Raw genomic sequence first — 15,345 nt, forward strand, 5'->3', positions numbered from 1 at the left:
GTGCTAAAGCGCCAGAATCGAGGTTAATATGTCGCAATTTGAAAAGTTTAATTTTAAAACAATAGAAGAAATCAACGGAAAGATTGAAGAACTGGGAGTAAATATCACATTATCTGACAACCTGGAACCGTTGAAACAACCAGTTAAGGTAGGCAGCAGAATAGCTCCAAACTCTATCGCAATTCTTCCTATGGAAGGCTGCGATAGTAATCCGGACGGAAGTCCCTCAGAGTTAGTATATAGAAGATATGAGCGTTTCTCCGCCGGCGGTGCCGGGCTTCTGTGGTGGGAAGCCAATGCAGTGGTACAGGAAGGCAGAGCAAATCCTTTGCAAATGATGATTACAAAAGAAAACAAAGATGAATTCGTGAAGCTAATACAAGTTTGTAAAAAAGCTGCTGCAGATTCCTGTGGAAGTGACCACAAACCACTTAATATTTTACAATTAACTCACTCCGGAAGATATTCCCGTCCGGCAGATAATGGTTCTCCTATGATTGCACAACATGATCCATTACTAGATCCCAGAGTAGGAATTACCAGTGACTATCCCATTGTGACGGATGAATATCTTGATAGCTTGGTTGGCAAATACGTTCAATCAGCTTTACTTGCAAAAGAAGTAGGCTTTGATGGTGTTGACATTAAATCTTGTCATAGATATCTATTATCAGAAGTTTTAGCCAGCCATACAAGAAAAGGAAAATACGGCGGAAGTTTCGAAAATCGTACACGTCTATTGCTAACTATCGTAAAAGAAGTTCGTAAAGCCGTTGGGGAAGACTTTATCATTGCCTGCAGACTCAATGTATTTGACTATCATCCATATCCATACGGCTTTGGTGTAGATAAGGATGACTATACAAAAGAAGACTTTACGGAGCCTTTACAATTAGTGAAATTATTATGTGAGAATGGAATTAACTTATTAAGCAACTCGGCAGGTAACCCATATTACAGATTCCCACAGGTAACCCGTCCATTTGATTTGGCTATCCTTGGAGGAGAAGTACCGCCAGAACATCCATTAGAAAGTGTTGCAAGATTATTTAATTTCACAAGACAAATTCAAAAGGTTTCTACGGTTCCTGTAATCGGCAACGGATATAGCTGGTTACGTCAATTTCTTCCATATATAGGGTCTGCAAATATTCAGGATGGTTCCTGTTCATTAGTGGGACTGGGACGTGAAGCATTTGCATATCCAGATGCACCAAAGGACATCTTAGAAACCGGAGTTATGGATCCGAAGAAATGTTGTATCGCATGTAGTAAATGTACTCAGATTATGCGTGATCATGGACGTACCGGTTGCGTAATAAAGGATGCCGCACTATATGCTCCGTTGTACAAAGAATATAGGGAAAAAGCAGAGGCTAAAAACGCTGCCAAATAAATGACAAGATCACAAGTCACCTAGATAGGAGAGTTTATGGATAAGTTAGTAAATAGAATTGGAAGAGTTGTAGAACCGGGCAAAGTGGATTTTCTTGAAAGAGAATTAAAGAATCCGGAAGGCAAAGAAGTATTAATTAGAATTGTATCCAGCAGTATTTGCGGAAGTGATTTACATATATTTAAAGGTAAACATCCATCAGCCCCGTTACCAGTAACAATTGGACATGAATTTTCAGGTGATATTATTGCAGTAGGTGATCAGGTTAAGAATGTAAAGGCAGGTGACCGTGTCACTGTGGAACCCTGCTTAGTATGTGGTGAATGTTTGGCATGCCGTACCGGTAATTATGGCTATTGCGAAAATATAAGCTTTACTTATCGAAATGGAGACGGTGCAATGGCTCAATATATTATGGTACAGGAGCCATATGTTTATAAGCTGCCGGATTCTATGTCCTATGATGAAGGAGCGTTAATTGAACCATTATCCGTAGCTGCCCATGCGGTTAGAAGAGCCGATATTAAGCTTGGTGAAAGAGTAATCATAATAGGAAGTGGTGCAATTGGCATGCTTATTGCTGCTCTATCCAGAAGATCCGGTGCTTCCGAAGTAGTGGTTGTAGATCATAATGATGGAAAATTACAGATGGCTCTGGAAATGGGTGCTACAAGAACTATTAATTCAAAAAATGAAGACATCTATCAAGTAGTCAATGAGTTAACGGATGGCTATGGTATGGATAAATCCTTTGAATGCGTAGGATTAGAAGCGACGTTTCTTCAAGCAATGATGAGTATTAAGAAAAATGGATTAGCAACGATTATTGGGATCTTTGAGAATCCAAATATAACGATACCGGCGACTCGTTTTATTACTCATGAAATAAAAGTACAAGGTTCACAAGGATATTGCTGGGATTTCCCTGTAGCTTTAAGCGTAGCAGACACCATACCACTTAAAAAGTTAATTACACATAAATTCCCATTGGACCAACTTCAAGAGGCACTTGAAACTTGCTTAAGCAGGGAAAAAGGAGCGATTAAAGTTCTTATAGAACCATAAAGAAAGAAACAATGTCAAAGGTCCCGTAAAAACAGGACTTTTGACATTTTGTAAATATACTAAAAATAAACTGGAGGTAAATTAGTGAAAAAGACAGCTATAGTAACAGGCGGAAGTCGTGGGATTGGGTTTGGTATCTCCAAACAATTAGGATTAGATGGATATAATGTGGTAATCCTGGCTACACAGCCAAAAGAGAAATACGAGGATAATTTACGACAATTGGATTCTTTACATATAGATTATCACTATGTACAAGGAAATATCGATAACAAAGAGGACAGGGAAAAATTACTTGCAGAAACACTTAAGGTATTCAGCAGAGTAGATATACTTGTAAATAATGCAGGAGTTGCACCTATACAAAGAAAAGATTTATTAGAGATGGAAGAAGAAAGCTTTGATAGAGTAGTGGGTATCAACACCAAAGCTACCATGTTCTTAACCCAGATTGTTGCTAAGCAAATGATTAAACAAGAAAAAGTATTTGAATCAAAAGGAACCATAGTAAATATTTCCTCTTGCTCCTCTGTGGTATCTTCCACACAAAGAGGGGAATATTGTATCTCTAAAGCAGGAGTATCTATGTTAACAACACTTTATGCAGATCGTTTGGCACCGGAAGATATCTTTGTTCATGAGGTGCGTCCAGGTGTTATTGCTACGGATATGACTTCTTCCGTACAAGAAAAGTATGACAAAATGTTTGGAAATGGTGATTTCCCTATTGCGCGTTGGGGAACACCAGAAGATATTGCTAATGCAGTGTCTGCATTTTGCTCCGGCAAGTTCTTATATACAACAGGAAATTATATTGATTTAGATGGGGGCTTTCATATCCGCAGATTGTAGGATTTAAAAGTTCAAAAGGCAGATTTAGAAGAATGAAAGGCAGGTGCATTATGAAGAAGGAAACAGTAGAAATAAACGGTTATCCGGTTGCGGTATATTCTTATAATACTATTATACTTGGAACCGGTGCAGCAGGGTTTAATGCAGCAGATTGTTTATACCAGTATGGACAAAAAGATATAGCTATCATAACCGAGAATAAGAAGGCTGGAACTTCACGAAATACTGGCTCAGATAAACAAACATATTATAAATTAACCATGTCAGGAGACAATCCTGACTCTGTTGCAGAGATGGCACAGACTTTATTCGCAGGCGGTTGTGTAGATGGTGATACCGCCCTTTGCGAAGCGGCATTATCTTCTCAGAGCTTTTACAAATTAGTTGAACTCGGAGTTCCATTTCCAAGAAACCGATATGGAGAATATGTTGGATATAAAACCGATCACGACCCAAGAACAAGAGCCACCTCAGTAGGACCTTATACATCAAAGGTTATGACAGAATGTTTAGAAAGGGCTGTGTATAATAAAAATATTACCTTTCATGATAAAATGCAGTGTATACGTGTATTGACCCAGAACAATCGATTTTATGGCATCTTATGCTTGAATTTGAATTCTATAGATAGATCCGACCGTTATGTGCTCTTTAATGCAAAGAACATAATATATGCAACAGGGGGACCTGCTGGAATGTATGCAGATTCCGTTTATCCATTCGGCCAATACGGTGCTTCCGGCTTAGCATTTCAGGCGGGGGTAAAAGGAAAGAACTTAACAGAGTGGCAGTATGGTTTAGCTTCTGTAAAACCCCGCTGGAATGTATCCGGAACTTATATGCAGGTAATGCCTAAATTTGTCTCAACAGGTGCGGAGGGCGGAGACGAAAGAGAATTCTTATTCGATTATTTCACGGATAAATATGATTTATTAAGCAAGGTGTTTTTAAAGGGGTATCAATGGCCCTTTGACGTAAGAAAAGTCGACGGAGGATCTTCCATAATTGACTTGTTAGTTTACATAGAAACCTGCTTAAAAGGCAGACGGGTTTATTTGGATTTTAGAGAGAATCCAGGTAACAGTGAGATCGACTATACCCAATTAACCGATGAAGCCAGAACATATCTGGAAAGAGCCGGTGCTGCCTTTGGAACGCCCTATGAAAGAATGGTTCATATGAATCAGCCGGCATTGGATTTCTATAAGAATAAAGGCGTCGATTTGCAAACTCAAATGTTAGAAGTCGCACTTTGCGCTCAGCATAATAATGGTGGTTTATTAACAGATGCCTGGTGGCAGACCAATGTAGAAGGCTTCTTTGCAGCAGGAGAAGTAAGTGGCAGTCATGGAATTTACAGACCGGGCGGAACTGCACTCAATGCAGGTCAGGTTGGATCAACTAGAGCTGCTCAGTATATCGCAAGAAACAGACAGGGTGATCCTGAATCACCGGGAGAATTCTTAAAGGCTGTACAAGAAGAGGTACAAGAAACTATCTTACTTGGAGAAAGCTGTATTACTACAGAAGACAATGTAGACGATATGTGGAACCATACTACGAAACGCATGAGTCAGGCAGGCGCAGCCATCAGAGCGAAAGAGTCCATTCAGAAAGCAACAGAAGAAGCGCTGATGGAAATCAATCAATTTAGTGCGTTGATTAAAGTAAAGGAACCAAAGCAGCTGAGAAAAGTATATCGTCTTTTGGATGTCTTGACCAGTCAATATGTGTATTTGTCCGCTATGACGGACTATATGAAACAGGGAGGAAAAAGCCGAGGTTCTGCTTTATACTCCGACAAATCAGGAAAAAAACCATATAGCTTCCTTCCGGATATTTTTACTTATATCGTAGATGATGGCTCAAAAAATAATCAGATTCAAGAAGTATCTTACCAAAAGAATGAATGTATATGTACTTGGCGGGAGGTAAGGCCTCTACCAAAAGAAGATAATTTCTTTGAAACTGTTTGGAGAAAATACCGTGAAAATGGTAATGTCTATTAAATACAAACTGGAGTAGGTAGAAAAAAGAATACTTGAATAATGAAAGGTACAAGAAAACATTTGCTTATGTAAGTGTTTTCTTGTACCTTTCATTTATAACAGTGTACCTAACTGTCATTGGAAAGTCAGCTAAAGTAAAGCAATTCATAAGCTTTCTTAAGGAAAAATTAAAGACTTCTTCTGGCAATTATGCTAGTATATTTATACATATTAGTGAAATACTCCACATAGTACATGATGGAAATAATTAGTATCAGGATTAGAATAGCAAATGCTTGTCAAATACATATTTAATCAATATAATGGAGCTATTGAATATTTAAATACAGGAAAGGATGGAAACCCATGGGACAGACTAGCATATTGGTAGTAGATGATGATAAAGAGATTGCAGAGCTGGTAGAGATACATTTGGTCAGCGATGGATACCAAGTCTTTAAAGCCTATAGTGCTAAAGAAGGTTATGAGATATTAGAAAAAGAAGATATTAAACTAGTTATATTAGATATTATGATGCCGGGAATAGATGGTCTAAACATGTGTAAGACCATTCGCAAGAACAGCACCATTCCGATCATCATGTTAAGCGCCAAGTCTGCGGATTTGGATAAGATCATTGGACTTAGTACAGGTGCAGACGATTATGTAATAAAACCCTTTAATCCTTTGGAATTAACCGCAAGGGTAAAGTCACAGCTTAGAAGATATACCACTTTTAATCCGAATTCTCATGAAGAGAAGTCTGGAAAAGAAATTGTAGTTAATCATTTGATCATCAATAGGGAAGATCATCGGGTAATCTCTTATGGCAAAGAAGTAAAACTAACCCCCATCGAATTTGATATATTGCATCTGCTTGCTTCCAATCCGGGCAGAGTATTTAGTACAGATGAGATATTTGAACGGGTTTGGAACGAGAAAATGTTTGAAGCGAATAATACGGTAATGGTGCACATCCGAAGACTCAGAGAGAAGATCGAGATGGATTCCCGTAATGCACAAATTATAAAAACCGTTTGGGGAGTTGGATATAAAATTGAAAAATAGTATATTTAAAAGTTTTCGATTTGAGATAGTTCTATACAGTCTACTTAGTTTGATTTATACCATATTAACGGAAGCAGCACTGTTCTTTGGAATCTATCTCATTTATAACATTATTCATAACGACGGAGTACGAGAAAAAGTACTTAACTCCGAATCAATAAGGAATGGAGCCACAAACTCACTTCCTTACGTTAATCAACAGATTCCCGGTTACGGGGCGGCGGTGGATAGCGGCAGGCAGGCTATGGATTCTATCAATGATATGGTACCTGTTCTGGTTACTTTGGCATTAACCATAGGGGTTATATTATTTACAGCCTATTTCCTGCTATTGACTAAGAAATTCGTAGTTTATCTGGAGCGGATATCCTGGGGCATTCAGGAAATATCCGCCGGTAATTTTAAAACCAGAATCAATATAGACAGTGAAGATGAATTCACACTTATTGCAGACAAAATCAATCAGATGGCTGCGGATGTGAATCAGATATTTGAAGACAATCGAAAAAGCGAGCATGCAAAGAATGAGTTGATTACCAGCGTAGCTCATGATTTGCGGACTCCTTTAACATCTATTATCGGTTATTTGGATTTGGTGTCAGCGGGCAAAAACATTGATGATGAGGTAAAACAAAAATATGTGGAAGTCGCTTACAGTAAATCTAAAAGGCTGGAGAAGTTAATTGAAGATTTATTTGCTTATACCAACGTAAGTTTTGGGGAAGTTGCCATGGACTATACGGAAGTGGACATGGTGAAATTTATGAATCAGCTGGTGGATGAATTCTATCCAAGTTTTCAAGACAGTGGATTGGAATATGAATTTACAACCAATGTGAATTCGGCTATTGTTATGGCCGATGGAAATCAGCTATCCAGAGCGATTGCTAATCTAATTAGTAATGCCATTAAGTACGGCAAAGACGGAAAAAGAATCAAAATTAAGTTATGGAAAGAAAATGGAAAGGTGATAGTGGATATCATCAATTACGGAAGATTAATTCCAGAGGAAGATATAGAGAATATATTTAAGAGGTTTTACCGGGTAGAAAGCTCCAGATCCAGTGAAACAGGGGGAACCGGACTGGGTCTTGCCATTGCAAAAAGCATTATTGAAATGCATGGAGGCACTGTTCGTGCAAGGAGTAACTTTGATGGAACTGTGTTCGAAGTGACTTTGGATGAGAAGTTTTATAAAGAATGATAAGGGATAAAGTTAGGAAATAAGTTCATTTTGATATATATGCGTGCTAAGCGCAGATAGGAGTTTCTATGAAAGAGCATTGGCATAAAAAGAAGGTTATATGGATTATAATCGCCTTGGGTATTATACTGGGTACTTTTATGGGGCTATCCATAAAAGTGGCAGGTAAATTTCAGAATAAAACCCAGAATCAATTGTCGGTTTATTCCGGGGATATATCTATGACGATTGATTATGGTTACAATCAGTATGCCAAATACGGAAGATATATGAATGTCCGTGCAGATGTTACCAATGAGGGAACAGACTTTCATGGATGGTTTCAAGTAATAGCGCCTAAACTGGATAAAAACGTATTTTACCGGAAAGAAATAATGGTGGAATCGGCTACGACAGAGAATATCTCTATTAACATTCCTTTGACAGATGATACAGGGATCTTACAGGTTAAGCTGCTGGATGACGACGGAAAGTCCGTGGTAGAAAAGGAAATTACCATTAAGATTGGGAATTATCAAAAAGAATTTTATATAGGTGTATTAAGTGATAATACTTCCAGACTGGATTATGCCCGCCAAGTAGGTTCTCAGGTATTTTATCTTGATGAAAATAATCTGGCAGAAGATTATCTGGGACTAGATCTTTTGGATGTTATTATTATAAACCAATTTGATACCAACCGTTTGAGCGATTTGCAAATCAAAGCCATCCAACAATGGGTTTACAATGGAGGCTCCTTAGTGCTGGGAACCGGAGAGTATGCTAAGGATACATTGGCAAAGTTTAAAGATGTATTCGACATACAGTACTGGGAGGAACTTGAGGAATATAAACTGACCTTTGGCATGAATGAAGATATTCTGGAACGGCTGAAAAGAGACATTATAAAATACGATGAGGCAAGAAAGCTATTGGCGGAAACCATAAGGCAAAATAAAGCCATGTACTACGGTTATTCTGTAATGCCGGAAAAAGACACTACTTTGACAGAAGATGCAGGTATTTTAAGTCCTTCCGGCTGGGTGCAGGATCTGTTGGATAAATTAAAGATTTTTCCTATACGTAAGAACATTATTCATGCTTCCCTAAAAGATGGGGTGCCAAAAGTAATGGAGAAAAAGCATGTCTTAATGGAAATTAGTCCATATGGATATGGGAATGTGCAATTATTTAATTTGGACATGGGCGTGGAAGTAGAACAGGAGTCCTTTGGAATTGCCATGTATTATTCCATTATGAAGAATATGAGCAGTACCAAACGCTTTCAACTGGATAATGAGTACTATGGAAACTATGTGGATTATAATGTATACAATGGGATGTCCTATGTGGATACAGAAAACATTCCTAAAGTAGGAAAGTATCTTGTTATTCTGTCCATCTATGTAATTGTAGTGGGACCGGCATTGTTTATAGTTTTAAAGAAACTGGATAAGAGAAGTCTGACTTGGGTTTTGGTACCCTCCTTTGCAGCTGTATTTACCGCTCTTGTATACTTGGTAGGTTCCGATACACGAATTAATGAACCTTATGCAGGGTATGTAGAGATACTTTCTTTTGAAGAAGAAAATATCGTACAGGATAATGTTTATTTTGCCTTAACAGCTCCTTATAATAGAAAATATAAAGTAGATGTAGACAACAAATATGGAGTGGTTCAGTTAAGCGACAGTAACAGCAGATATATGTATAGCAATCGTAAGAGTATGGAACCCAATTTGGACAGATATCTGACAGCGATTAATTATGGGACTGAAAAAACAACCCTGGAAGTAAACCGTAATGCTGCCTTTACACCGATATATTATTATTCTAAGAATCATTATCCTTTAGAAAATAAAATCACTTTGGATATTCACTATGATGGTAATGAAGTGTATGGAAGCATAACCAATGGATTTTCCTTTGATGTTACCAATGCTCTGCTAAAATGTGACGGATTTATAATTAATATAGGAACCATAAAGAAAGGTGAAACTGTTTATGTGAAAGATAAAGAATCTCAGATCTTAACATCCAGAGATGATTTATATACCACTACCATTATAAACCGTATTGCAGGGGGAACCGATAAGCTGTCAGAGAACACAGCGGAAGTAAACCGCCGGAACAATGTCTTTTATCACCTGTTAGAACCGAATATGCAGGGACATTCCAAAGAAAATTTTCTCATTGGATTTATACAGGGAGATGAAGAGCATGGTGTAATTGGTCAATTATCTGAGGAAATGGATGTATACGGAACTAAAGCACTTAGTGTGCCGTTTGATGTGGATCATAGGAAGGGGAACAAAGCCTTCGTGCCTTCTATTGCACCTTTTGAAGAGGTAGAAGAGCTGGGAGAAACTCCTTATTATAATTACAAAAACCTTGAAGGTGGTATGAAAACGGTAGAATATCAATTACCGCCGGATGAAAAGATTTCATCTTTTGAATACCTAAAAAACCGTAATCAAGTAGTGAAAAAAGAATATTCCAGTAACTTTAATGGAGATATTTATTTTCTGAATTATAGAACTGGAACTTATGATTTGGTATTTACCACAGGAAAGTTTGGACGTTTAGATGATGTAAGCCCTTATATAACAGATGAAAATAAGATTACTATCCGGTATGAAGCAGGACTATCTACTAATGAGTACCAGGTGATTTTACCAAATATTTCTTATTGGAAGGAGGCTGATCATGTTACAAATTAGGAACCTTACAAAAAGATACGGTAAATTTACCGCATTGGATAACTTAAATCTTACTATAGACAACGGTCAAATCTTCGGATTTGTAGGACCTAACGGAGCCGGAAAGACAACTACCATGAAGATTGTAGCTGGATTATTAAAATCGGACTCCGGGCAAGTTTATTTGGATGGAATAGAACAAAAAGAACATGTTAAGGAATTCAAAGAAAGAATAGGTTATATGCCGGATTTCTTTGGAGTGTACGATAACCTGAAAGCTATGGAGTATATGGAGTTCTATGCATCCATCTATGGAATTGAGGGAGAACAGTCAAGAAAGCTTGGTCTGGAACTTATGGATCTGGTAGGTTTATCTGATAAAGCGGATAGCTATGTGGATAGCCTCTCCAGAGGAATGAAGCAAAGGTTATGTCTTGCCAGAAGCCTGATTCATAATCCGGAATTCCTGATTCTGGATGAACCTGCTTCCGGTTTGGACCCAAGAGCCAGATATGATATGAAAGAAATTATCAAAGAACTGAATAAGAGAGGTAAAACCATCTTAATCAGTTCACATATCCTTCCCGAATTAGCTCAAATGTGTACCAACATCGGCATTATTGAGAACGGAAAGATGATAGTGACTGGCACTGTGGAAGAAATTATGACAACCCGAGGGGCTGCAAGTCCGTTAGTAATGCGATTTATCACTGGTCAGGAAAAAGCCATTGAAGTTTTAAAAATGAATGAACTTGTTGATAACATAACCATTCGAGACAATAGTGTATCTATATTATTCAAGGGAAATGAAGAAGAAGAAGCCATGTTGTTGGCTGACATAATTAAGAATGGTGCATATGTAAATTATTTCTCAAGAGAAGAAAGCGATTTGGAATCTTTATTTATACAAATTACCGGACACACAGAGCAAGATTCCGGCGAAGTATAATAACGGTTAATCCGATTTTAAAGCTATTAAAGCTAATTCTCGTTAGAAATGCATCTTAGATAGACACAAAGTTGAAGCTTATGTACGGAAAGGAGTCCTCACATGAAAATTAACCCGGTATATAAAAAAGAATTAAAAATTGGTGTCCGCACCATTAAGACAGCACTGATTATATTAGGGTATAATGGGTTGTTGGCATTGTTCGGACTATTTGCTTTTTATGCAACCTTTCAATATGGCAGCAGATACGGAGGAACTATTAACTATGCTAAAGTTTTAGAACTATACGCCATTATTGCAGCGGTAGAGTTCGGTCTGGTACTGTTTACCGTACCTGCCTTAACGGCTGGTTCCATATCTGGAGAAAGGGAAAAACAAACCTTAGATATTCTTCTGACAAGTAAATTAACACCTCTGCAGATTATATTTGGGAAATTGGCATCTTCCATCAGTATTATGATTCTATTGGCATTCTCCAGTTTGCCCATTATATCATTGGTATTTTCTATAGGGGGAGTTACTTTCTTCGATTTACTTAAATTCATGGTCTTAATTATTATTACAGCCATATATATAGGAAGCATTGGAATTTTTTTCTCCTGTTTATTTAAGAAAACAACTGCGGCTACCGTATCTACCTATGGAGCATTGCTATTTCTGGTATTGGGAACCTTCTTTATATTGGCCGCTATCGCAATACTAAAGGACATGAAAGCAGCAGCTTTGGTTACAGAATCGGATTATATACGTCAGTCCCGGGACGCAGGATATTGGATATTAATATTATTGATTAATCCGGCCATTACTTGTTTTTCTATGATTGAAGACCAGATAGGAACCGGTTCAAGATTTGTAAGTTTTCTAAGAGAATTTGGGGTTACCTCTAATTGGATAGAAAATAATTGGTTCTTAATCAGTGCAGCAATACAAGGAATACTATCCATAATATTTATATATTTTTCATCCAGACTACTAAATCCTTTGAAGGAAGGGCGGAATAGATTTAAGAGGAACGATAAAAAATAGAAATAGAAAAAAGTATGAATAGAAATATGGTAGAAATAAAGTGGGGCGAATATAAAGAGAATATAGGTAACAAAAAAGAGCCGTCAAGTAATCTTGTAAGCAACACTTACCAGATCCCGTGATGGCTCTTTCCGAAACTATGAAAAATGGAAGAAGAATTAATATACAGACATTATAACATGTTATCGAAAAAAAGTGTAGTATTTTATTTACTTTTTAAATTACTTATATATAACATGTATTTATAAGTCTGAATAATAATTAAGGGCTTTGAAATATAATTTAAAGAAAGCGAAGAATCTCCAACACGTGTGAGATTCTTCGCTTTCCTTAGAATGCTTTCTAATAATAAAACTGCACTAATATAATTAATATTCTTTTACATTAATATATGGATATATATTCTCTCCGGTTTCTGCCGGCTGCTTCATTTGAATAGCAGATAAATCCACACGGATGGCAGGACGTATGGCGTCGTAACGTCTTCCTACAAAATAGGTTGCAGTAATAGCACCTGTGGTAAATACATAAGCAGCATATTTTTCATGTAGAGCAGGTGAGCGAAGCCACCAACAGGTATTACCATTGGTTTTATTTTTATAACCGCCATTTTTACGGGCATAAATAGTACATTTTAACATTCTTGTTTTAGAGGGCTTCATTCCCTTTTGGAAACCATAAGCAGGATTCATAACATCCTGCATGGTTGGCAGAAATACTTTATCGATGGTATCATTTCCGCCTTTGGTGCCCCAGTAGTTACTATCCGGGGTAGCGATGTTATTGTCTAAAATAGCTCTTCTTTCTAAGTTGGTAAATGCTATGTCTAAAAAGGAAGTATTTAACCAATTTCGTAAGGAACAAGTTTCCCATGTGAAATCATCAAAGGTTTCGTTGATATTCTTACAGATTAAACCGTATTCTGACAATAGAAGTGCAGAATCTTCATTCACTTCAAGAACTCTCCATAATATAGGTTCTTTCCCGTTACTGGTTTTATTATCCTGTTCAAATACACCGAAGTAAACCCGGCTACCCTGCCAGTCATCCTCTTCAGTAAAGTTTTCAGCATTTACCGGATTATCAATAGGAAGACTTTCAGCGTTAAAAGCAGAAACAGTAACGGAGACCTCTTTCACAGTAATGGTTCCGGATACATCCGCAGTAACGGTAATGGAAGCCGTCCCTTGGGAAACTCCTGTTATAATACCGTCAACACCGTCATTCACTACAGTGGCAACTTCTGGATTGTCCGATGCATAAGTAACACCACTTAAAACACCTTTATTGACTTTCGTTTTTATCTTTTTAGAAGTACCTTCCATAACGGTAACCTCTGAAGAAGTAACGGATACCCTGCCTGATAATACAGTAACGGAAGTTAGGAAGGACATATTTTCACCATTTAGTGAGAATGAAGTGGTAACATTAGTAATGCCTTCCTGTTTTGCAACTACATGACCATTAATTACCTCCGCAATAGAGGTGTCTTCCGGCGTATAAATAATATTTTCCGGTTTGCCTTCTGTAGAATTAATTTTAATACGATCTGTGTTACCGGAGTAAATAGTAAGATTCTTGGTAACTTTGATAGGTGAGGGATCGTCGTCTGTATCTTCGGAAGAATCCAATGCATCTGTGTCATTTTCTGAGGCTTCTTCCAAATCTTCATCATAATTCTCATCCGAATTTTCAATGGGGCTTTCAGATTCGGAAGGGTTGCTTTCATTTGGTTTTGAAGGTTGGTTATTACCGGATAAAGAAGAATCCATTTCCTTATTGCTGGCGAAATCGGAATCCTTCATATAAATAAGCTCTGAATCCTCGGTTTCACTGCTCTTTTTATTTTTGTTTAATGTCTTGTTTAATAAGAAAGCAAGGCAAAGAATTAATGCTATGATTACAACGCCTGTTCCTAATATAAGTTTTACATTTCCAAACATATTATCTTCCAGACCTTTCTTTTGTTGTGATTTGTTATTGTGTTGTAAAATGATAACATTATATAAAGAAATTTTCAAGCAGGGAATATGGTATATTCTCTTATCTTTTTAGATATTCTTACCTTATTATATAGAAGGGCATATTCAATCTCGTCCAAGCCCTCAATATAATTTAAAGGATAATCTTTCACAAAACCCTTATTTTTCATAATATGAACTGCTTTATTATAAGCAATGGCAGCCTCCGTTTCAGAAGAGTATCTTCCTATTATATAATCACCATTAATATGTAATTTAGCCGTATATATCGGCAGCCCTTTCGCAAAAGATTTAGTTATGCCGTAATAGGGGTTTACAATCTCGATATTTCCATACCGGTAATCGGTAGTATCTCCATTAACAAATCGGTAATCTCTTCCGGGCACGGCAAAATTTTTAATACCATAGCGGGAGAGAATATTCACCTGCATACCATAGTCAGAGACAAATAGGTGTCCGCCTCTTTTCATGATCTTATGTTCCGCATAATAGAATAAGTCGTCTACGTCAAATTTAAAGAATAATTTCTGACTAAAATAGTATAAAAAGTAATTTTTCTTCAGATAAATAGGATTTTTGAAATATATTCCGTTATCTCGTAGATTAATAAGCACAACCCATTTATCAAAGGATAAAGTATAACTATTCTTATAATTTTCGATTTTATAACAATTTTCCCGCAAAATAGCTACAGCGGTGTCGTATGCCTGTCCTGCTAAACTTTCGGTGGAATAACTGCCCAGACTTATGTGCTTGCATTTGTGTGTAATGGAAGCACGGTAATAGACATCCCCGTTTTTCTTCTTAGTAATGTAAACACCCGGTACCCGTTTCAAAGAATGCTCCTCCTTAAAGTAAATGAATATAATCTTAATTCGCTGATTCGCAGTAATGTATCATTACCATCTTAAACTGTTGAGTAATAGAATGTCAATGTCAGGATGGCAGCAAAACTTTTTTCGTTCTATATGTATAGAAAGTAATAAACTGGATATACTGCAGAAGTAGTCTCGTTTTTCCCTAGCGTTTTCAATAATGTGAACCATAAGACCTACAAAACAAATATTACGTAAATATTACATAAATGTTAAATTATAACGTGAGCAAAACAAAGGAAAAGCAGTTAAAATCAGGGTT

Annotated in this window: 11 protein-coding genes; 9 read left to right on the top strand and 2 right to left on the bottom strand. The window is 37.1% G+C overall.

Features of this window, described 5'->3' with window-relative positions; translation table 11 throughout:
• Nucleotides 1-28: 28 nt before the first annotated feature.
• From RT261_RS00495 to RT261_RS00535, 9 genes are all read left to right on the top strand, one after another.
• Nucleotides 29-1,396, top strand: coding sequence for an oxidoreductase (locus RT261_RS00495; RefSeq protein WP_313127946.1), 1,368 nt, complete (start codon nucleotides 29-31; stop codon nucleotides 1,394-1,396).
• A gap of 36 nt (nucleotides 1,397-1,432) precedes the next feature.
• The gene (locus tag RT261_RS00500) at nucleotides 1,433-2,461 is read left to right on the top strand and encodes a zinc-dependent alcohol dehydrogenase (RefSeq protein ID WP_313127949.1); all 1,029 of its coding nucleotides are present in this window, start codon (nucleotides 1,433-1,435) and stop codon (nucleotides 2,459-2,461) included.
• Nucleotides 2,462-2,545: 84 nt separating this feature from the next.
• A complete protein-coding gene (locus tag RT261_RS00505; RefSeq protein WP_313127952.1) occupies nucleotides 2,546-3,313 on the top strand; it encodes a 3-ketoacyl-ACP reductase in 768 nt (255 codons plus the stop codon).
• Between the two features lie 50 nt (nucleotides 3,314-3,363).
• A complete protein-coding gene (locus RT261_RS00510; protein WP_313127956.1) occupies nucleotides 3,364-5,322 on the top strand; it encodes an FAD-binding protein in 1,959 nt (652 codons plus the stop codon).
• A 345-nt stretch (nucleotides 5,323-5,667) separates the two neighbouring features.
• Complete coding sequence (locus RT261_RS00515) at nucleotides 5,668-6,369, top strand: response regulator transcription factor (protein WP_313127958.1); 702 nt, start codon at nucleotides 5,668-5,670, stop codon at nucleotides 6,367-6,369.
• Nucleotides 6,359-7,573 carry a sensor histidine kinase gene (locus RT261_RS00520; RefSeq protein ID WP_313127960.1) on the top strand — a complete coding sequence of 405 codons (1,215 nt, stop codon included), beginning with the start codon at nucleotides 6,359-6,361 and terminating at the stop codon, nucleotides 7,571-7,573. The genes RT261_RS00515 and RT261_RS00520 overlap by 11 nt, the downstream gene beginning before the upstream one ends.
• A gap of 68 nt (nucleotides 7,574-7,641) precedes the next feature.
• Entirely contained in the window at nucleotides 7,642-10,272 is a 2,631-nt protein-coding gene (locus RT261_RS00525) for a hypothetical protein (protein ID WP_313127963.1), read from the top strand.
• Complete coding sequence (locus tag RT261_RS00530) at nucleotides 10,259-11,200, top strand: ABC transporter ATP-binding protein (protein WP_313127965.1); 942 nt, start codon at nucleotides 10,259-10,261, stop codon at nucleotides 11,198-11,200. Before RT261_RS00525 ends, RT261_RS00530 begins: the two co-directional genes overlap by 14 nt.
• Nucleotides 11,201-11,302: 102 nt before the next feature.
• Nucleotides 11,303-12,226 carry an ABC transporter permease gene (locus RT261_RS00535; protein WP_313127968.1) on the top strand — a complete coding sequence of 308 codons (924 nt, stop codon included), beginning with the start codon at nucleotides 11,303-11,305 and terminating at the stop codon, nucleotides 12,224-12,226.
• A gap of 368 nt (nucleotides 12,227-12,594) precedes the next feature.
• On the opposite strand, the gene RT261_RS00540 is transcribed toward RT261_RS00535, so the two are convergent.
• Both RT261_RS00540 and RT261_RS00545 read right to left on the bottom strand, forming a co-directional pair.
• Nucleotides 12,595-14,169 carry a DUF6273 domain-containing protein gene (locus RT261_RS00540; protein ID WP_313127970.1) on the bottom strand — a complete coding sequence of 525 codons (1,575 nt, stop codon included), beginning with the start codon at nucleotides 14,167-14,169 and terminating at the stop codon, nucleotides 12,595-12,597.
• 74 nt (nucleotides 14,170-14,243) lie between these two features.
• The gene (locus RT261_RS00545; protein ID WP_313127973.1) at nucleotides 14,244-15,044 is read right to left on the bottom strand and encodes a hypothetical protein; all 801 of its coding nucleotides are present in this window, start codon (nucleotides 15,042-15,044) and stop codon (nucleotides 14,244-14,246) included.
• Between the last annotated feature and the right edge of the window lie 301 nt (nucleotides 15,045-15,345).

It is taken from the genome of Anaerocolumna sp. (genome assembly GCF_032079385.1).
Taxonomy (GTDB): Bacteria; Bacillota; Clostridia; order Lachnospirales; family Lachnospiraceae; genus Anaerocolumna.